21 protein-coding genes and 1 tRNA gene are annotated in these 19,135 nt (G+C 62.9%); 9 read left to right on the top strand and 13 right to left on the bottom strand.

Translation table 11 applies throughout. The features are described from left to right. Nucleotides 1-116: 116 nt before the first annotated feature. From ACQ4WR_RS17715 to ACQ4WR_RS17685, 7 genes are all read left to right on the top strand, one after another. Nucleotides 117-1,712 (top strand): carbohydrate binding domain-containing protein, encoded by a 1,596-nt coding sequence (locus tag ACQ4WR_RS17715; RefSeq protein WP_436488866.1) that lies wholly within the window; start codon nucleotides 117-119, stop codon nucleotides 1,710-1,712. After that, entirely contained in the window at nucleotides 1,712-1,903 is a 192-nt protein-coding gene (locus ACQ4WR_RS17710) for a hypothetical protein (protein ID WP_436488864.1), read from the top strand. The genes ACQ4WR_RS17715 and ACQ4WR_RS17710 overlap by 1 nt, the downstream gene beginning before the upstream one ends. Before the next feature lie 69 nt (nucleotides 1,904-1,972). Further along, a complete protein-coding gene (locus tag ACQ4WR_RS17705; protein ID WP_102293377.1) occupies nucleotides 1,973-2,401 on the top strand; it encodes a hypothetical protein in 429 nt (142 codons plus the stop codon). A gap of 14 nt (nucleotides 2,402-2,415) precedes the next feature. Beyond that, complete coding sequence (locus ACQ4WR_RS17700) at nucleotides 2,416-2,913, top strand: glycoside hydrolase family 19 protein (RefSeq protein ID WP_436488862.1); 498 nt, start codon at nucleotides 2,416-2,418, stop codon at nucleotides 2,911-2,913. Next, nucleotides 2,910-3,236, top strand: a complete 327-nt coding sequence (locus ACQ4WR_RS17695) for a hypothetical protein (RefSeq protein ID WP_436488860.1) — start codon at nucleotides 2,910-2,912, stop codon at nucleotides 3,234-3,236. Before ACQ4WR_RS17700 ends, ACQ4WR_RS17695 begins: the two co-directional genes overlap by 4 nt. A 41-nt stretch (nucleotides 3,237-3,277) precedes the next feature. Then, on the top strand, nucleotides 3,278-3,517 hold the full coding sequence (locus tag ACQ4WR_RS17690) for a hypothetical protein (protein WP_146012246.1): 240 nt from the start codon (nucleotides 3,278-3,280) through the stop codon (nucleotides 3,515-3,517). A 376-nt stretch (nucleotides 3,518-3,893) separates the two neighbouring features. Next, complete coding sequence (locus ACQ4WR_RS17685; protein WP_436488859.1) at nucleotides 3,894-5,393, top strand: nucleobase:cation symporter-2 family protein; 1,500 nt, start codon at nucleotides 3,894-3,896, stop codon at nucleotides 5,391-5,393. Nucleotides 5,394-5,444: 51 nt separating this feature from the next. On the opposite strand, the gene ACQ4WR_RS17680 is transcribed toward ACQ4WR_RS17685, so the two are convergent. After that, the gene (locus ACQ4WR_RS17680) at nucleotides 5,445-10,490 is read right to left on the bottom strand and encodes a diguanylate cyclase domain-containing protein (protein WP_436488858.1); all 5,046 of its coding nucleotides are present in this window, start codon (nucleotides 10,488-10,490) and stop codon (nucleotides 5,445-5,447) included. 335 nt (nucleotides 10,491-10,825) lie between these two features. On the opposite strand from ACQ4WR_RS17680, the gene ACQ4WR_RS17675 reads away from it, so the two are divergent. Together ACQ4WR_RS17675 and ACQ4WR_RS17670 are read left to right on the top strand one after the other, a co-directional pair. Beyond that, a tRNA-Leu gene (locus ACQ4WR_RS17675) sits at nucleotides 10,826-10,912 on the top strand. Nucleotides 10,913-11,086: 174 nt separating this feature from the next. Continuing rightward, nucleotides 11,087-12,070, top strand: a complete 984-nt coding sequence (locus ACQ4WR_RS17670) for a tyrosine-type recombinase/integrase (RefSeq protein ID WP_436488856.1) — start codon at nucleotides 11,087-11,089, stop codon at nucleotides 12,068-12,070. A 20-nt stretch (nucleotides 12,071-12,090) separates the two neighbouring features. Here ACQ4WR_RS17670 and ACQ4WR_RS17665 read toward each other — a convergent pair whose 3' ends face one another. The 12 genes from ACQ4WR_RS17665 to ACQ4WR_RS17610 are packed head-to-tail and all read right to left on the bottom strand — an operon-like array spanning nucleotide 12,091 to nucleotide 19,122. After that, nucleotides 12,091-12,360: a hypothetical protein gene (locus ACQ4WR_RS17665; RefSeq protein ID WP_436488854.1), complete on the bottom strand. Its 270-nt coding sequence runs from the start codon at nucleotides 12,358-12,360 to the stop codon at nucleotides 12,091-12,093. Nucleotides 12,361-12,370: 10 nt separating this feature from the next. Beyond that, nucleotides 12,371-12,613, bottom strand: coding sequence for a hypothetical protein (locus ACQ4WR_RS17660; protein WP_436488853.1), 243 nt, complete (start codon nucleotides 12,611-12,613; stop codon nucleotides 12,371-12,373). Further along, nucleotides 12,610-13,587, bottom strand: coding sequence for a hypothetical protein (locus ACQ4WR_RS17655; protein ID WP_436488851.1), 978 nt, complete (start codon nucleotides 13,585-13,587; stop codon nucleotides 12,610-12,612). Before ACQ4WR_RS17655 ends, ACQ4WR_RS17660 begins: the two co-directional genes overlap by 4 nt. A 12-nt stretch (nucleotides 13,588-13,599) precedes the next feature. Continuing rightward, nucleotides 13,600-13,848, bottom strand: a complete 249-nt coding sequence (locus tag ACQ4WR_RS17650; RefSeq protein ID WP_436488849.1) for a hypothetical protein — start codon at nucleotides 13,846-13,848, stop codon at nucleotides 13,600-13,602. A 10-nt stretch (nucleotides 13,849-13,858) separates the two neighbouring features. Further along, nucleotides 13,859-14,497, bottom strand: a complete 639-nt coding sequence (locus ACQ4WR_RS17645) for a hypothetical protein (RefSeq protein WP_436488847.1) — start codon at nucleotides 14,495-14,497, stop codon at nucleotides 13,859-13,861. Further along, on the bottom strand, nucleotides 14,494-15,303 hold the full coding sequence (locus ACQ4WR_RS17640; RefSeq protein WP_436488845.1) for a PRTRC system ThiF family protein: 810 nt from the start codon (nucleotides 15,301-15,303) through the stop codon (nucleotides 14,494-14,496). Before ACQ4WR_RS17640 ends, ACQ4WR_RS17645 begins: the two co-directional genes overlap by 4 nt. Before the next feature lie 11 nt (nucleotides 15,304-15,314). Then, nucleotides 15,315-16,085 (bottom strand): PRTRC system protein A, encoded by a 771-nt coding sequence (locus tag ACQ4WR_RS17635; protein WP_436488843.1) that lies wholly within the window; start codon nucleotides 16,083-16,085, stop codon nucleotides 15,315-15,317. A 44-nt stretch (nucleotides 16,086-16,129) separates the two neighbouring features. Further along, entirely contained in the window at nucleotides 16,130-16,879 is a 750-nt protein-coding gene (locus ACQ4WR_RS17630; protein WP_436488842.1) for a PRTRC system protein B, read from the bottom strand. Continuing rightward, nucleotides 16,876-17,928, bottom strand: a complete 1,053-nt coding sequence (locus ACQ4WR_RS17625; RefSeq protein WP_436488840.1) for a PRTRC system protein F — start codon at nucleotides 17,926-17,928, stop codon at nucleotides 16,876-16,878. Before ACQ4WR_RS17625 ends, ACQ4WR_RS17630 begins: the two co-directional genes overlap by 4 nt. Beyond that, nucleotides 17,925-18,125 carry a hypothetical protein gene (locus ACQ4WR_RS17620; RefSeq protein ID WP_436488838.1) on the bottom strand — a complete coding sequence of 67 codons (201 nt, stop codon included), beginning with the start codon at nucleotides 18,123-18,125 and terminating at the stop codon, nucleotides 17,925-17,927. Before ACQ4WR_RS17620 ends, ACQ4WR_RS17625 begins: the two co-directional genes overlap by 4 nt. Nucleotides 18,126-18,127: 2 nt before the next feature. Continuing rightward, on the bottom strand, nucleotides 18,128-18,523 hold the full coding sequence (locus ACQ4WR_RS17615; RefSeq protein ID WP_436488836.1) for a PRTRC system protein C: 396 nt from the start codon (nucleotides 18,521-18,523) through the stop codon (nucleotides 18,128-18,130). A 14-nt stretch (nucleotides 18,524-18,537) separates the two neighbouring features. After that, complete coding sequence (locus ACQ4WR_RS17610) at nucleotides 18,538-19,122, bottom strand: PRTRC system protein E (RefSeq protein WP_436488834.1); 585 nt, start codon at nucleotides 19,120-19,122, stop codon at nucleotides 18,538-18,540. Nucleotides 19,123-19,135: the final 13 nt, after the last annotated feature.

Below are 19,135 nucleotides of genomic sequence, written 5' to 3'. Positions count from 1 at the left end.
CAGCTCTTTGGTCCTTTGTTTGACGAGGCGCCTCAATTGCACGGAAAGTGCCGCGGCCACCGTCATCGAGCCGTATCTCTCATCGTATTCGACGTCTATTTTTATAGGAAGTACTAATGCCAGCTAACTTTTATCCGGGTCAGACCGACTATCTGCTTAAGTTGAACGAACTGGCGCTTGCGCACGACATCGTCGATATCCCGCTCAAGGTAGCCGCCGCTGCGGCCAGCGCGGCAGCGGCGGAACAGGCCTCCACCGATGCCAGATCGGATGCGGTCAGTGCCTCGGCATCAATGGCAGCCGCCGCGTCCGCCTTTGCCTCGTTCGATGCCCGTTACCTCGGCGCCAAGTCCACCGTGCCAGACAAGGATAACCACGGTGCGCCGCTTTTTGAAGGCGCCATCTACTGGGACACGTCGCTCAATGGCGGCTGCCTGCGGGTATTCCAGGGCAGCGCATGGGTCACGGTTCCTGTCAACGTGGCATCGGAAGTCCGCAGCACGCCAGTTGGCGGGATCGTTGCGACGAATGTGCAGGCGGCGCTGACTGAGCTCGATGCAAAGAAAGCCGCGACTGCCAGCCTGGCGCGCGTTGCCACGTCCGGCGCCAAGGCCGATGTTGGCCTGGGCAATGTCGACAATACCAGTGATGCAAATAAGCCGCTGAGCTCGGCCCATTCCGGCGCATTGGCCCTCAAGGCGAATACTCAGGATGTCAATACTGCTCTCGCTCTTAAAGCGAACTTATCTGAGCTCAACAGTGCATTGGCGGCCAAGGCGGACAGCCGCAGTACGGGTATGAAAAACCGCATCATCAACGGCGATATGCGTATCGCCCAACGTGCACTTTTTGGCCCGGTAGCGGCGGGGGGATACACGGTAGACCGCTGGTGGATGGGTGCTACTGGCGCCCAGATAGGTTGGGGCCAGGTCAAGACCAGCGTTCCAGCCATGAATGAGTATGCTCTCACTGCCCTGGGCTGGGCTGGCGAGGCGGGCAATACGGGCCTGATGGTCATGCAGCGTATTGAAAGTGCCAATTGCGCCGATTTGGCAGGTTCCAATGTGACGGTGTCGTTCTGGATGTACCAGAATACCGGGTCTACGCGGTTTGTCACCCCGGCACTTGTCTACTCCGATGGTGCGGCTGATGCTTGGCCGTCGCAAACGGGGATTCCAGCGCTCGACCCCGCGACTTCCGTGCAATCGGGGGTATGGACTAAAGTCACTAATCGTTTCGCTGTCCCTATTGCCGCGACCACGGGATTGTGCATCTATCCGTGGAGCACGGCAATTCCATTTCTCGCAGGGCAGATTGGCCGTTTAGTGAATGTCCAGCTTGAACCGGGTGACGTCGCTACACCATTCGACAGACAACCGCTTGCTTATCAATTGGGACTTTGCCAGTACTACTACAGGAAGGATACCTACGGCCACAACGTCGTGGTTGGCACTGGGCAGGCTCATACAACAGGCACGGCGTACATTCATGTGCCGATGACGGGGGCGATGCGTGTGCCACCCACCATCTTCGTTAGTGGCGGCTTGGCCAGATTGGGTGGCGAAATAGTCGGCTGGCCGACTGCGATGGGCTATGGGCCTTCCGGCTTTTTCTTTTATGTCGCTTGGTCGAGCACGCCGTTCATCTCAGGGAATGCCGTGCTGCTGGCCGCGACCGGATCTTTTACTATCATCAGAGACGCGGAGTTGTGATGTATAAAAAATCAAGTCATGGCTACATTATTCGCCAGGCCGACAGTGCCTACGTGCCGCTAACTCCGGAAAATCGTGACTACCAGGAGTACTTGTCATGGATCGATGCCGGTAATACACCTGAACCGGCCGATCCCCCTGTCGACGGTGTGCCGGTATTCCTCCCTGGCGCAGAGCCAGAAGAGAGGTAACTTGCCGTATTCCGACACCACAGGCCGCCTTCGGGCGGCCTTTTCATTTCCACCACTTGAGAGGCAATCATGGCCATCGAAACTACCGCCGCCGGCGGCGCGCTGATCAAACTGTTTGGCGTGCCCGTGCTGGCTGGCGCCGCCGCCACGTCGCTGGGCTTCATGTTCATGTGGCCCCAGTCCACCAAGGAGGCGTTCATCCGCTTTTGTTCCAGCATCATCATTTCCACCTTTCTCGGCCCGCTGCTCGTGGCGGCCGTGCTGTCGTGGTGGCCCAGCCTGTTCGACAGCGCAAAAACCGTGGCGGGCCTGTATGGCGGCGATCCGGCCACCGGCTTCCTGTTTATCGCGGCTCCCCTGATGGTGGCGGCCGGCTTGCCCGCCTGGTGGGTGCTGGGCGCCTGCGTGCGCTGGTTCGACAAGCGGCGCGGCAAGGACATCGGCGAGCTGGCGGTCGATGCGGCCGCCGTCGTCAAGGATGTGCGGGGCGTGCTGTGACGGGCGCGCAATTGATGCAGATCATGCCACTGGCAGGGCGTCGCGCTAACCTGTTCCTGGCGCCTCTGAGCGCGGCGATGGCCGAGTTTGATATTGCCACGCCGCTGCGCCAGGCGGCGTTTCTGGCGCAAGTTGGCCATGAGTCGGGTCAGCTGCGTTACGTGCGCGAACTGGCCAGCGGCGCTGCCTATGAAGGACGCGGCGACCTGGGCAATGTGGTCGCTGGCGATGGCGTGCGCTTCAAGGGGCGCGGCTTGCTGCAGGTGACGGGGCGCGCCAATTACGCGGCGTGCGGCGTGGCCTTGCAGCTCGACCTGCTGGCCAGGCCGGAACTGCTGGAGCAGACGACTGCCGCGTGCCGTTCCGCCGGCTGGTTCTGGCAGTCGCGCGGCTTGAACCGGCTGGCCGACACGGGGGACCAGGAGCGCGTGACGCGCCGTGTCAATGGCGGCGTGAATGGCCTGGCCGAGCGCCTTGCCTTGTACGCAGCGGCGCGCAAGGTGCTGGCATGAAGCCGCCCTTGACGGTACTCGCCATGCTATTGCTGCTGGGCGCTGCCGTATTTAGCGCCCAGCGCTGGGGCCGCGCCGCCGGCCGCGCCGCCTGTGCTGCGCAGCTGGTCGACATGCAAGGCGAATTGCGGCGGCAGAAGCAGGCGTTGGCGGTCATGCGCGAGGAGGGCGCGCGCCGCACGGCGCGGGTGCTGCAGGCGCAGGCAACGGCGCAGGCCGCGCAGGTGGACGCGCAAGCGGCAGCGGCGCGGCTGCTGGCGCTGCGCCCGGAAGGCGATGCCTGCCGGGCGGCGGAAGCGCTGATCGCCAGCGAAATGCCATGAAGCCAGCCTTTCAAAGGGCTGGGAAGCCTGCAAGTCGCGTAGTGAGTTTACTGCTGGCTACCTGCGTGAGCGGCTGCGCTGCATGTTTGCCCGCGCCAAAAGTGGAGGCGGTGCCGGTGGGCGTGCCGTGCGTGGCCACGCGTCCCGTGTCGCCGGCATTGCCGACCGTGCCAGCCCATGGCATTTTCGAGCAGGCGCAAGCGTTGCTGGCGCGCGAGCAATTGCGTGCCGCCTATGCGCGGCAGCTGGAAATGCTGCTCGATGCCTGTTCCCCTGACTAGTCCATGTCAGCGAAGTTGGGGGACAGGCCTGGGCTTCGGCCAGTTGCCAGTGGTGGTTCCAACGCCACTGGCAGCGCCCCACCGTCATCGTCAGCGCCAGCGCAGTTTGCCGCCTTCTGGTGCGCAGCCACGCAGGCATGCGAGAAAACAGTGCATGCGCCGCCCGATTTCGACAACATTGGCAGTTTTCGGCACAATTTCTGTATACAATCAGCTGGCACGATGCGTGCATGGCTAGCCTTGGGCATTTTCCCCTTCCAAGGAGCTTCGCATGCATCCGTCGCCGCCGTTGTGTTCTTGCTGTCCCGTTTCTCTCTTGCCTTTCCCTTGCCTGCGCGCCCATCCGGGCGGCGGAAACCCTGGAACTGGAGCGTAAATGGCCTCTCCCCGTTTGAAATCCATCCACCGCGGCGTGCCTGGCGACGTACCTGCCGTACCATCTCCCGTCGATGAAATGCTGCCTGCCGGAAAACTGTTCACCTTGGGCTTGCAGCATGTGCTGGTCATGTATGCGGGCGCCATCGCCGTGCCGCTGATTGTCGGCCGGGCCCTCAAGCTGCCGCCGGAGCAGGTGGCCGCGCTGATCAGTGCCGACCTGTTCTGCTGCGGTCTGGTAACGTTGATACAGTCCCTGGGATTGGGAAAATATTTCGGCATCCGCCTGCCCGTGATGATGGGCGTCACCTTTGCCGCCGTCAGCCCCATGCTGGCCATGGCGAATAATCCGTCCCTGGGCATCACCGGCATCTTTGGCGCCGTGATCGGCGCCGGTGTCGTTTCCATGCTGATCGCGCCCTTCATCAGCCGGCTGCTGGCGCTGTTTCCACCCGTGGTAACGGGCAGCATCATCGCCGTCATCGGCGTGTCCCTGATGCGCGTGGGCGTGAACTGGGCCATGGGCGGGCCGCCTGCCATGGCGCAGATCGCCGACCCGGTTTTCGTCAAGATGGCCGTTGCCGCCACGGCGGCCGGCCTGCCCGCGCCTGCGGGCCCCGTGCCGATGATCGCCAATCCCGGTTATGGCGCACTGGACAACATGGGCATCGCGTTCTTCGTGCTGGCCGTCATCTTGCTGGTGGCGAAGTATGGACGGGGTTTCCTGTCGAATATCGCCGTCCTGATCGGCATCATCGCCGGCACGGCGTTGGCGTTCGCGCTGGGCAAGGCCGATTTCGCCAAGGTAGCCAGCGCCAAGATGTTTGCCGTCGTCACGCCGTTCCAGTTCGGCATGCCGACCTTCGACCTGGTCGCCATCATCACCATGAGCCTGGTGATGATCGTCGTCATGATCGAGTCGCTGGGCATGTTTCTGGCGCTGGGCGAGATGACGGACAAGCGCATCACGCAGGCCGACATCAGCCGCGGCCTGCGTGTCGACGGCCTGGGCACCCTGATCGGCGGCATCTTCAATACCTTTCCCTACACCTCGTTCTCGCAAAACGTGGGCCTGGTGGGCGTGACGGGCGTGCGCAGCCGCTGGGTCTGCGTCGCGGCCGGCATCATCCTGCTGGTCATGGGCGTGATCCCGAAGATTGCGCAGACGGCAGAAGCCGTGCCCGCCTTTGTGCTGGGCGGGGCAGGGCTGGTGATGTTCGGCATGGTGGCCGCCACCGGCATCCGCATCCTGGCCGGCGTCGACTACAAGAGCAACCGCAACAACCTGTTCATCGTGGCCCTGTCGATCGGCTTCGGCATGCTGCCACTGGTGGCGGAACAGTATGCGCAGCATATGCCGAAGGCCCTGTCGCCGCTGCTGCACAGCGGCATCCTGCTGGCCGCCATCGTGGCCGTGCTGCTCAATTTGTTCTTCAATGGACTGGCGTCCAAGGACGACGCGCAGCGGCAGGCGCGCGAAAATAGCCACGGCAGCGATTAAGCTGAGGAAATCGTGCGCAGGCGCCGTGGCAATGGCGCCTGCCACTGCCGTTCAGCGGCGTCCCAGCTCCCTGAGCACCACGCCATTGCGCCCCGCATCCTTGGCCAGGTACAGCGCGGCATCGGCCACGCGCAGCAGGGCGTCCGGGTCGGCGGCGCCCGGTGCCGGCTGGACCGCGATGCCAACGCTGATCGTCACCTGCTGCGCCTCCGCGCTGGCGTGGGCGATGTGCAGTTCTTCGATGGCGTACCGCAGCGCTTCGCCGATCTGGCGCGCCTCGTCCGCGCCCGTGTTCGGCAGCACGATCGAAAACTCCTCGCCGCCGTAGCGCGCCGTCAGGTCGCTGGCGCGCCGCATGCCGGCGACCAGCGCCTGCGCGACACGGATCAGGCATGCATCGCCGGCCTGATGACCGTAACGGTCGTTGAACAGCTTGAAATGGTCGACATCGAGCATGATGACGGCAAGCGGCTGGCTCACCCGCGTGGCGCGTGCGCATTCCGTGCGCAGCACATCGTCGAAATGGCGCCGGTTGGCCAGGCCGGTCAGGCCGTCGGTGATGGACAGCGTCGCCAGTTTTCGGTTGGCGTCTTCCAGCTGTTCCGTGCGTTCGGCAACGCGCCGTTCCAGGCTGTCATGCAGCCTGGCGCTGGAGATCGAAATCATCGCCTGCGCGCCGAGCATGCGCAGGAACGCCACGCGTTCTTCCGTAAACGAGGCGTCGGCCAGCCGGTTCTCGAAGTACAAAATGCCGTCGACCTGGCCGCCGTGGCGGATCGGCAGGCACATGACGGCACGCGGCCGCTGCGACTGCACGTACGGGTCGTCGGCAAAGCGTGCCGTGCCGGTGAGGCTGTCTTCGATCACCTCGGCGCCTGTGCGGATGACGTAGCGCAGCAGCGAGAGCGGGAACTGCGCGTCGCTGGCGGCATGCAGGTCGAGCTGGCGCGATTGCAGCACCGTGGCGGCAGCGCCGTCGCCATCGATACTCGCCTCCAGCCGGTAGGCGCCTTCGGACAGGAGCAGCAGGCGGGCGACCTGCGCGCCGGCGTTTTCGCAGACGATGGCGATCAGGCGTGTCAGCACGTTGCGCAGGCCGACTTCGTTCGACAGGATCTGCGCCGCCTTCAGCAGCGACACCAGGTCGAGCGCGGCGCTGGCGCGCGCCTGGGAGCCGGATGGCGGCTGCGTGCCGCGGCCATCACCCTTGGCCAGCAGCGCGGCGTGGCGTACCCGCAGTTGCGCCACTTTGCCGTCCGCGCCCCACTGGCCGTAAAGGGCGATGGCGTCCTGGAGGAAGACGTTGGCCACGCGCGGCTGTTGCTGCTCCTGCCAGCATTCGCCGCACAGTTCATTGACCAGCGCTTGCACGTTGACGTAGCCTGCCTGGGCGGCGGCGTCGTTCGCCTGCTGGTAATAACGCATGGCCAGCCGCAGATCGTCCCGGTAGCGCGCCATCTCGGCCTGCACCAGCAGATGTTTGGCGTCGCTGTTGTCCGAACCCTGACTGGCCCATGTGGCGAGATTTGCCTGCAGCGTGCCGATCACCTCCAGCACGGCGTGCGCATCGGGGCGTGCAGGCGCGCGCCGCAGCGCGCGCAGCCATATCAGCGCGGCGTAGAAGGTCGATTCCACCACCTTGGCCTGGCCGCGCATGATCTGGGTGACAAGACCAAGCTGGCTGGCCAGCGTCTCGGCGTCTGCAGTGTCGAACAGCCAGGCGTTGCGCAGCTTGCCTTGCAGGAAGTAGGCGCGGTACAGCTGCGAGTCGCCATATTGATCGAGGAAATGCGCCTCGCTGAATGCGGCGTCATCGTAGCTGTCGTGGCAGGGGAGTTGCCCCATCAGGGCCTTGATCGGCTGGATCGCGGCGGCGACGCAGCAATCGGCCATCGCCTGCTGGCCGTTGGCGCGCATCAGCGCCAGGTCGTGTCCGATGTCGCGCAGCAGTTGCGGCAGGTAGTCGCCGAGGATGATCCGTTCAGTCGCGCGCACGGCCACCACCACGCCGACCTGCACGTAGTCGGCGATTTCCAGCGCCCAGCCAAAGGCTTCGTCGTACAGCGCGTCGGAGCGGCGCAGCGGGTGTGTCCAGTGGTTGCTCAGCGCGCCGAACATCAGGCCCGTGAGAGTGCGCGTCTGCAGATTGGCGCGGCGCCTGGCCAGCGTCATCGCCATCGCGCCGAAGTCGTAGCCGCGCGCGATCTCGCCGTGATACACGGCCAGCATCGTTGCGTAGCCGATATAGGCGACCGCGCTGAAATCGCTGTTCCCCCGCTGCATGGACAAGCGCGTCATCGACACCACCATCAGCGCGCTCAGATCCTGCTGGCCGGCGTAGTAGCTGGCCATCCACAGCCCCTGCATCATCTGCATCGCCGCCACCGCGCCCGGATCGCGCATGTCGTCCGCCGCCAGCAAGGCGTCGGGCGCATGTGCGACGTCGAGCCGCGCGATGTCGGCCAGAATCTCCTCGAAGCGCGCTTTCATATCCGGGATGTCGTGCGGGATGTCGATGCCCAGCTGCGCCAGGCCTTCGCGCTGCACGGCGATGGCGTCGAGCAGGCGGCCCTGCAATTGATACTGGTGCGCCTGGATGGCAATGCAGCGCACCTGCGGCAGCGGCCCCGTGGCGTGCGCGCGCAGCAGTGGATAAATCGCCTCGGCGGCATCGAACTGGCCGCACAGGTAGGCCGCTTCGGCCGCGCCCAGCTGCAGGTCGAGCCAGAGGCTGGCGTGGGTTTGCCAGGCTTTTGCCGGCAGCAGATCGCGGCCCGTTTGCATGTGCTCGAGGGTGGCCTGGAACGCGGCGCAGCGCCGTGCCTTTTCACCGGCGCGCAGATTCAGTGCCGCCAGCCGCACCCGCTCGTCCGCATCGCCGATCAGCGCGCGGCCGGCGTTGAGCTGCTCGACGAGTTCAAACAGCGTCTCGTCCTGACGCTCTTGCGTAGCATGCAGCAGCACGCGGCCGATGCGCAGGTGACTGGCCGCGCGCGCATCGGCATCGGCGACCATATAGGCCGCCTGCTGCACCCGGTCGTGCAGGAAGCGGTAACCGATGCCGCTAGCGCCGGCATCGGTATCGCCATTGACATATTTGTAGCGTTCATCGAGTGGCTGGATCAGGCCCGCACTGAGCGCCGGCCACAGGTCCTGCTGCGTGTGCCAGGGCGTGCGCTCCACGGCCAGCGCCAGTGTGTCGAGCGTGAAGCGGTTGCCGCACGAGGCGGCCAGTTGCAGCAGATGCTGCGTCGCTGCGGGCAGGTGGCGGATTTTTTCCAGCAGCACATCGGCCACGTTGTCCGTGTATCTGGCCTGTTCGATCGCCGGCAGGTCCCAGTCCCAGCGATCGTCGGCCGTCCGGTAGCGCAGATGGCCGTGCTCATTGAGCGCAGCGAGGAACTGGTTGAGGAAGAATGGATTGCCTGCCGTCTTGCGGCAGCACACGCGCGTCAGTGGCGCGCATTGCGGAATGGGCACGCGCACGGTGGCAGATACCATCTGCGCTACCTGCGGCTCGGTCAATGCCTGCAGTGTGAGCGTGGACAGGCGCACGCCGCGCGCGCACAGCTTGTCGCGCAGCGCGACGAGCGGGTGTCCGGCGCCGACTTCGTTGTCGCGGTAGGCGCCGATAAGCAGCATGCTGCAATGGTCGCAGGAGACCATCAGCAGTTCGATCATATGCAGCGTGGCCGCATCGGCCCATTGCAAGTCGTCGAGGAAGAGCACCAGCGGCTGCCCGCCAGCGGCGAAAACGGCGACGAAGCGCGAAAATACCCGGTCCAGGCGCAATTGCGCCTGCTCCGGCGCCGAAGCGGGGGCCGCCTCAGTGGGGCCGACGACCAATGCCAGCTGGGGAATCAGGTCGACGATCACGCCCATGCCGCTGCCCAGGGCCGCATGCAGTTTGACGGCCCACTGGCGCAGCGTTTCTTCAGGTTGGCCAAGCAGCTGGCGCACCAGTCCCTGGAAGGCCTGGATCAATGGCGCATACGGGACGTCGCGCTGCAGCTGGTCAAATTTGCCTGCCAAAAAACAGCCGCGCCGGGCAATAATGGGTTTTTGTACTTCGTTCACCACCGCCGATTTGCCGATGCCCGAATGGCCGGCCACCAGCAGCATTTCGCAGCTGCCCGCAGCACTGCGTTCAAACGCGGCCAGCAGCGTGGCGATGGCCTCTTCGCGGCCGTGCAGCGTTTGCGGCAAGAGAAAGCGGCCGTTGTGCCGGGACAGCTTGCGTGCCTGCGCCGGCCCGGCCGCGCGGCAAGCAGCAAGATCGCTGCGCAGCCCCGGCAAGCTCTGGTAGCGCTGATCGGCATTTTTTTCCAGCAGCCGCTGGATGATCGGCAGCAGCTGGCCGGGCAGGGCTGCCAGCGCCGGGTGCGACCAGTCAGGCGTGCGCGCAATGTGGCAATGCACGAGCTCCATCTCGTCGTCCGCCTCGAACGGCGCCTGGCCGGTCAGCAGTTCGTAGAAGGTGGCGCCCAGCGCATAGAAGTCGGCACGGTAATCGACGCGCCGGTTCATGCGCCCCGTCTGCTCCGGCGCCATGTAGCGCAGCGTGCCTTCCAGTTGGCGCGGATTGACGATGCCATGGCTCTCGGACGGCAGTTCGCAGGCGATGCCGAAATCGATCAGCTGCAGCAGGCGCCGTTCGCCATTCCACACCAGGTTCGACGGATTGATGTCCTTGTGGATCACGCCCTGCCGATGCACCTCTTCCAGCGCGCTGCACAGTTGCGGCGCAATGTCGAAAAAATCCTCCAGCGCCATGGCCGGTTCGGACAGCGTCCGGCGCGCCGCCACCCGCGTGCGCAGCACATGGTCAAGCGCAAGGCCGCCGGCATCTTCCATCATCATCGTCCAGCACCCGGCATGCAGCTGCAACGCCAGGGGCTGCGCCACGCCAGGATGGCGGCATCGGCGCGCGATCGCATATTCACGCTTGAACTGCGCCACTTGCTGAAACGAGGGGAACTGCTGATTGGGCATCTTGACGACGAGCGCCGTGCCATCGGCCGCCCTGGCGCGGTACACCCGGGAGCGTGAGCCGCTGTGCAGCTGCTTGATGATTTCGTGGTCGAAAAGGGCGCTCATGGGCTGGGCATGCGTTACACAGACGGTTGCGAGGGCCTTGAGGCGTTGATTGCGTGGAGTTACTTGGTTGCAAGTATTATATCAGCAGGGAGTCGTGGGAGCCTAGGCGCTGATGGTGACGGTGGCGCAAATGCCCCATTGCGTGGCGCTTTGCAGCAGCTGCTAGATCAGTGATGACGCTCAGCTCGCCCGGTCGTGCCGCGCCATGGCGCCGTCAGGGCAATGCGTGGCAGCGCGGCGCGCGAAAATAGCCACGGCAGCGAGCGACGGCGATATGCCAATTGCCGAGCAGGATGGTGTAAGCGCCATCACTTGTGCTAGAATCTCGCCGCGCTGCCCGGATGGTGAAACTGGTAGACACTGGAGACTTAAAATCTCCCGCCTGTAAGGGCGTGCCGGTTCGATTCCGGCTCCGGGCACCAAGAAACATTTTTGAAGTAAGCGATAAAAGGCGATAAATCCAATGAAATCAAGGATTTATCGCCTTTTTTTCGTTCCGGGATACACTGGGATTTGCGATACTAGGCGATTAATAAAACGTGCCAACTCCCCAAAAAATCCCCATAATGTCCCCATAAAATCCCTGGGGAGAGATTGTGGCATCGATTACAAAACAGAAAACCGGGTGGCGTGTCCAGATTTCCGTCAAAGGGACACGTGACTCGTCCGTGCTGCCTACCAAAGCTGAGGCACAGGCCTGGGCAGTCGAGCGTGAGGCGCAGATGCGGCGCATGGTTGAGACAGGGGTGAACACGGATAAAACCTGTCAGGATGCTTTCGATAGATACAGCGCTGAGGTTTCTCCGCATAAGCGCGGCGCACGTTGGGAAGGTATCCGCCTGGCGGCAATTGCCCGCCATGTTGTGGATCGAGTATCCCTTGGCGAAATGAAGTTGTGCGACGTCACGGCCGATGTCCTTGGCCAGTGGCGCGATGAGCGGCTCCTATCGGTCGCGGGGTCGACCGTGAATCGTGACTTGAATCTGCTGTCTCATGTTTTCACTACCGCGCGCCGGGAGTGGAAATGGATATCCTCCAGCCCTACTGTCGACGTGCGCCGTCCGCAGAATCCCCAGCCGCGAGATAGGCGCATTACGGATGACGAGATCGAGCGAATATGCCTGGCGCTGGGTTTTGATGGGGAGGTCACGACCAAGTCGTCAGCGATTGCCGTCGCTTTCCTTTTCGCCATCGAGACGGCCATGCGGGCCGGTGAAATATGCGGACTTACCTGGGTGGACATCGAAGGAAATGTTGCGCATCTACCGCGCACAAAAAATGGCACGAAGCGTTCCGTGCCGCTCTCGGGCCGAGCCATTGAATTGCTTGGCCTGCTGCCGCCTGGCAATGACACCTGCTTCGGTATTTCGACGGCGAGCCTTGATGCGTTGTTCCGGAAGGCCCGAGGCGCCGCAGGCGTTGACGATTTGACCTTTCACGATACTCGCCATGAGGCAATTACACGGCTGGCCAAGAAGCTCAATGTGCTGGAATTGGCGCGCATGGTCGGCCACAAGGATTTGACCATGTTGCAAATTTACTACAACGAGACAGCGGCGGAACTGGCGAAGAAGCTGTAACTTTTCGCCAGTTCCTCTAATCAGTTTTTGTCACGGTGGCGCTGTGTCCACTCAATGACCTCTTTCGCGTTGTACAAAGGATGCGATTTCGCTTTCGTCGGCAGCCTGATCGCCTTTGGAAAGCTCGGAAGGCAGGCAATATTCTGGCGTACAACCTGCGGATTCCGCTTGAAGTATTGCCCCAGCATTTCCATATCCCAAAGGTCAACGGATAGCGGCAGTGCGGGGCGCTGAATTTTTTCGATTGCCTCGGCAAGCTTGGCCAGGACGTCTGTTTCGGTGGTGGTCATGATTGCCCTCCTATTTTTTCAATGTTGTCTGGTGATCCCTCGAATCGATAACTTCCGCCACCTTGACCACGCAAGCGCCGACATCGGGCGAACACCAGTCGCTGCCGAAAAATTCAGTAATAGTTAAGGTGCCGACGCTTTTTGTTTCGAAGTCAATTATCATTCCATGCTTTTTCGCCAGTGGCACCCAGCGCGCCGCACTGATTGGTTTAGGTGTGGGCTTTGGAGCGAAGATATCGGGAAAGCGGATCATGACTTCACCGCCTTACTCGCCTCGGCCAGCGTATGCGCCGCCGTGATGTCAGCTTCGGCAGCCGTGCGCCAGTCTTCGCCGTGCTCGAGGGCGAGGCGCAAGAACCGGTCGAGTACGAAAGCCTGTTCGTCCTCGCATTTGGTGCGGATCTCGGCGCCAGCAGCACGATATACGTGGGCAATGGGGCCGGTACGGAAATTCGGCAGGCCCAGCACGTCGGCGAGCGCTGCCGTCATCGTTGCTGGGTAGCGCAGGCTGTCCTTTATCTCCAACAAGGCAGCCTTGGCCCAGGCGATGATGCCGGCTGGGTATTCAGGCCGGCAGTGGGCAAAAGTATCTGTCAATACCGTTTGCAGCTCGGCAGCCTCAGTGGCATCGAGCTGCGCATATCTCGGCCGTGCAATGCGGCCACTGCGCTGGTGGATCATCATTGCGAAGTTGCCAGCGTCGACAGGATCCCCGCCGTTCGCCTGGTTGCGCAGCATGACTGTCAAGTCATCGACGCTGCACTGCTCAGGATCGTCCCAGCCGCCGCGACCTTTTGCTCGTGTGAGGGCCAATTTCGCCTTCATCGCCGCAGCGAATCGATCGACAGCGGCGTCATCAGGGTGCTGATCGGCCGCGGGCGGAATCGGCGCAGCAGCCAGCATGGCCCGATATGCCGGCGCCATCGTGGCCAGCATGCCGGCGACCGCTTCGACTGTCGTGCCCGGCGCCATATCCATCTGCATCAGGACGATCGGCGCCGCCAGGCGCGTCAGCATGATGTCGGCCGGGCTGGCTGTCGGCCAGGCGGCAACAGCGGCAGCGGCGATAATTTCGGGCGTCGGCTCGAGCGGCGCCACTTTGTAGCCGACGGGCACGGCCAGCTGGGCGGCGGCCATGTAAAAGGCGTCGGCCTCGGTGTGTTTTGGGGCGTTCACGCCTGGAATGTGGAGATCGCGCAGGCGGCAGAATTCGTGGTAGGTGTTCACTATCGGATGTCCTTATTGATAATGTGGGTCAATGCCGATCAGATCGGGGAACGTGCCGCCGTTTTCGATGTGTGCTGCGAGCAGTGCCTCCAGATCCGCATGCTTTCCACGCGTCATCTCGCTGCACTCCCAAGCCTCCGGGTCGTCCGGCCGCGCCGCATCGATAGCAATAAAGTCGCATGCATTTTGTTCGGTTTCGGCGGCGACGTATGCCCAGTCATCGATCTGGAAAATTTTGATTTTGGTGTTGTCGGTGTTCATGGCCAATCCTTTACTTTTGGTGGTGCTGTGGTACCCGCTTAAATTCGATCACCCAGACCCATGGGTTGGCAGCCCAAGAGCCGGCGCTATTGATCTGGTCCCATAACGCCGCGTACATGCCCCTTGCCGTTGGCCCGCAGCAGCCGATCTCTTCGCACGAAAGGCGAACGTGATCACATGGCTCAGCCTTGATGCCCTCGGCGCGTGCGTCGTCATCGCTACAGTCATTCAGGCGCTCTACACGTACTGACACTATTTCCAGCAGGATCCTGCTTGCCCAGCGTCGCATGTGGATGCTCGGAATGGTCCGTGCTGGGGTGCCGACCGATGGCGTTGGCTCCAGTTCGTAATCGAGCAGTGGCCCTACATTCATGCCGGTGGCCGCGTAGTAGTGGCCTTTATCGGCGTCATGGCCGAGTGTCTCGCGTACCCAAATTTGATCGCCAGGCCGGCCGTAGGGGCAATGATTGAACAAATTGCTATTGGCTGGCAGCTTCTCGGGTTGATACAGGCCGCCGCGATATTCGAGAATCGTGGTGGTACCGATGCGAACAGGCTGTGGCTTCATAACGCGCCGCGTCTGCATCTTGGTGCCTGCCAGCAGCGCGCGCACCATTGGAGCGTTAAAAAGCATGCCAGTTGTTTTCATGCCATCACCCGCACGCGCACTTCTTCCGCATCAGCCGCCTCCGGTACCGGCGCCGCGTCCCTCACCAGCAGCGGCCGCATGCTACCGGTGCGCAAGTTGACGAAGGCGCCGTGCCAAGTCAGGCGGCCGTGGCGGAAAAATTCCCACAAAATTGACAGAGCCGGTGTGACGATGGCCTGGTTGATGAATAATTCCTGGCGCTCCAGCGCTTCGGCCAGGCCGCAGCTGGGCGTGTCGTCCTCGACGGCGCGCACGTCGACCAGCTCGGGCAGCACACGGTATGGGTCCGGCAAGCGCGCACTGCCGGGCGGTGCCTTGTGGGCCGGGCTGCCGTCGGGGTTAGCCAGCTCTCCGAACAGCACTTGGCCGTCGGCGGCGCGGTTGCCCATGTCCATTAGGTAGTACGGCTTGTTCGGATGGCGCAGCGCGCGGCCGTTGGCGATTTCGTAGCGCGACTTGGCGCTGTCGACACAGGCGATCAGCATGTCAGGCGCACCCTTGCCAGCTTCGTATCGGCCGAAATGGGCCTCCCAGCTCAGGCCGAAAAATGCATTGATGCGGCTGACCAGCACGATCGCTTTGCTCGAACCGACGTCGAACTGGCCAAACATCTGGCGACCCATGTTGGCTTCGCTGACCGTGTCCGGGTCGAACGCGATCACGTTCAGGCCGGGGTGGCCCAATGCCGTCAGCGCGTGGTTCAGGCGCGCCAGGCCGGTCAGCATTTGCGAGCCGTTGCCGCCGCAGCCCACCAGGTGAATCATCACCTGGTGCTGCAGGAAATGCGCGGGAGTAATGTGGGGCATGTCGATGGCTCCTACGCGGTGGCCAGTTCGGCCGTGAAAATCTTGTCGGCCGGGACTGCCAGTGTCGTGAACAGGCCCAGCACGCAAAGCCGGAATGCCACCGTCGGCAGCTGCTGGTCGAGGTTGCCGTACACGCCGGCAATTTTCACACTGCCGGCGTCGTCCAGGTCGTCGGTATCGCTGAAAAACGCTGGATGGGCGCCATGGCTGTGCAGGTCGATGGCCAGGTGCTCGCGCTCTGCCAGCAACAACTGCTGAAACTGGATGTGGCCACTTGTTGGTTCGCCGATCGGTAACGGGTAGCGCAAGGCCCACTCACGCGTTTCGTCGTTCCAGATCAAGCTGGCCGCGCTTTCGATCGGCGACTTCAGGCGCGCCACTTCGCCGAATGCGCGCAGCTCCTCCAGCGCACTTCCGATCTTGCCAAACGCGAATTCGACCTTCGGCTTGATGGCGCCGAACGGCATGCGTACCGCTTTTTGTTCCGCCAGGCGCTGGATCAGGTGCAGCCACGGCCGCCGTACTTCCAGATAAACGCCATCATCGGCCATCAGGAAGCGGTGGCCAGCGTCCTCCAGCGCCTGGAACTCGCTGTGCAGCGGCACCACAGCGACCGGCGCGGCGCGCAACAGCGCCGTATCCATTGCCAGTTTTTCTGGATCGGCCGCTTCTTCGTCGACCGCCAGCAGCAGAGGGCGCGCATCGCGCAGAGCCGTTTCGGTGTGCAGCAGGAACGCCTCGTAGGACGTTTTGGTTATATTGAGCAGTTCATCAAATTTCATTGCGAGGTCTTGGCCGTTCATAGTGTGTCCTTTGGTATGAGTGGTTATTGGTTGCTGTTGCTTTGCGTGATGCGTTCAATCGCGCTTTGTAAATCTTCTTTTGTCGACGCCAGCGCGCTGCGCATCGCGTCAGGGTCCGGCTTGGCCAGCTGGCTGACCCAAACGGCTTTCGTGCCGCCCTTGGTTTTCACCGCTTGCGGCGCTTGCCGGTTCGAGTGGGTGAAATGGCTGCGGAAAAATGCGTCTTCATAGGCGGGTATTGCACTGGCGGCGAGCGCTTCGGGCAGGTGGACATTACCGGTACAAATGCGGCCGCCATCCCACACATTGAAGTGCGGCGAGTGATACAGGGTTGTGGTAGGGCCAGGCCTTATCGAGTCGCGCAGGGCGAATACATACCAGCTGCCTGGCACTGCCACAAACACCAGGGCCGGATGCGCTGCCGGGCCGTGGGTGGTACCGATCTCGGGGTAATTCGATTTGAACCAGGTGGTTCGCACCGCCGCCGGCGTCCACCAAGCGATCATGTTCGGCGCCGTGTACAGCAAATTTTCAGGCACGAAGCCGGAGTAGGCGGTTTTGACACTGACGCGCGCGGCAAAAGCCGCCAGGTCGGCTTTCGTCATCGGCACACCGGGCCCGATCACGCGGCGCACCGGATTATTGGCGTCGATCTCGATCCCGTGCGTCGTGGCGTAGATCGGGCCGCCGTGATTGTCCGCTTGATACATCAGCAAGGCGCCGCACAGGGTCAACGTGGTGTCGCCGGCGGCGATGATGGCTACAGTTTTCATATAGGTTCTCCGATCAGTTCCAGCAGGCGCTCGGTCAGCTGGGCCAGTTGCATGACCTGGCGGGTGCGCGATTGATATTTTTTGATAGCGGAGCTCGACGGCACCATCCTTTGGACGTCGATGAATTCGATGTAGTCACCCGCTTCGCCGTGCATGTTCAATTCATCGTCGAGCACGCGGCTGATCTGGTCGTTATCACGCCACAGCAGCACCATGCAGCCATCGACGGAATCGGCGGGATAGTTGTGCGCCCCTACCTCATGTGGCCGAATAGTGAATTCTGGGCCGTTGACCAGCGCGTCAATGGCATCGCAGGCCGCAATTACATCGTGGTGGAAGCTGTTGCTGGCGGCAGCGACGATCTCGCCGCGCGACACCACACGTACTGGGCTCGTTACCCAGCGCGGCATGTCGCCGTAAAATTCGGCGCGCGTCAGAATGTCACCATCATCGATTACCTGCTGGATGGTTTCGTAACCGCGCTCCTCGCGCTGGTCTTCGAGCAATTCTTCGTCCGTCTGGCAGTCGTGCCAGTGCATCCATTGGGCCGCACTGACCGCGCGCCACGGGTCCAGCGCATTCGGCAAGTACATCGTGGCATCGAAAAGTACAGCCAGCACGGTCTGTCCGAAGCCGGCTAGGTGCTGCTCCAACGCGGTAATGCGCGGCTCCAGGGCGAAGCGCGGCATCTGGATATCGCTGTTTCTGGTCATGCAAAACCAGATGGTGCTTTCATCCAGATGGCGGTGATATCCATCTTCTGGCAACTGCTGCACATGCAGGCCCCAGCTGAAAAATTTGGAGCAATACTGGATCGAGGTCCACCAAGTGCTCAGGGCGGCCACCGCCAGGGAGCGTTCGTCCGGTTCGGCAAAAACCTCGACCAGCGGCGCGTTCGGGCGCGGCTTGAGCATTGCGGAGGTAATCTGGTTCGCCTGCAGCAGCGCAATAGCGAGTGGCGCGACCAGGCTATTTGGCTCGCGCAAGCGCACGGCCGACGGAATGCCCGCATGCAGGGTCGGCATCGCCAGCAGGCCCGGCCCCATCATGGCAGCACCACGTGGGCAAACGACGGCGCCAGCAAGCGTGGGCCGCTGCGCGCCTTATTGTGTGCCAGTGTGCTGGCCAGCACGCGGGCCAGGGGCGAATTCACCTCGGCCGGGGTAATCGTATTGGCCGGCACGCCGCTTGAAGCCAGCGTGCCGGCTTCGCGCAGCTGCGCGATAGCAGTTTTGCGCGTCAACATGCTCAGGCCGCCACGTTGCAGTGTTTGCCGTGCAGTTCGGCCAGGCGCACGCGCGCATCGTGGTCGATGTACGTCACCTCATTGCGGCCCACGGCGGCCTGCAGTTCCTTGATGAATTCGGCGTCTTCGCTGTCGAGCCAGTTGGCGTGCAGCAGCGCACCGACGTCGCGGATCAGGCTGGTCAGCTCGCAGCCCTTGGTGCCGACTGCGCGGCGGAACGTGTAGATGGCCTTGGCGCCCAGCTGCTCGGGTCCCTCGATATCGGCGCTGATGATTTCCGGGTAGACCGTGGCGTAGAAGTCGCGCACCTGCACCAGGTTGAAGGTACTGTTCGGGTCTTGCAGCACCACGCCGTTGTAACGGAATTCGCGGATCAGTTTTTCGATTTGCATTGCCATGGCAGATAGCTTTCTTAGAACAGGTCAAGGGTTACCGTGTCGACGGCGGCGGTAATTGCGGAGTTGCTGGCAGGCGGCGGCGTGATTTCTTTCTTTTCTTCAGCATCGGTGGCGCCAGCTGGTGGCGCGGCGCCATCTTGGGTGGCGGCGCCCGGCGCAGCTCCGGCGCCGGCGTCATTGCCAAGTGGGGGCGCGTCGTCTTGTTGGCCGGCCTTGTCGGCAGCGCTGGCCGTGCCTTCGCCACCTGGTGCGGCACCTTCGTTCTTTTTCGGCCGGCCCGGGCCTACACGCTTTTGCGCCTCTTTCGACGAAGCTATCCTGGTAGTCGGCGAAGCGACGGGACCGGCGCCGGCCGCGTTCGCGGCCTCGACCTGCTGCTGCAGCGACAGCTTCGGCGCCTGCCAGGACTGGATGGCCGCGGCAAAGCCGTCGTCCAGCTCGGCAGGACTGGCCACCAGCGACAGCGGCTGCAACTTGTGGGCCTTGGTCTTGTCGCCGGCCTGGGTTGGGGTGATGCTGACGCGCAGATCGTCGCCCTCGGCGGTCACGACGATCATCAGCGTCGCGCTTTGGGTGAGCGCGTGCAATGTTGTAAACATGGCGTGCTTTCTA

Origin of the sequence: Janthinobacterium amylolyticum (genome assembly GCF_051380655.1) — a bacterium.
GTDB lineage: Bacteria > Pseudomonadota > Gammaproteobacteria > Burkholderiales > Burkholderiaceae_D > Janthinobacterium.
Note: the sequence above shows the minus strand (reverse complement) of the source record. Positions and strands in the feature narration are given on the sequence as shown.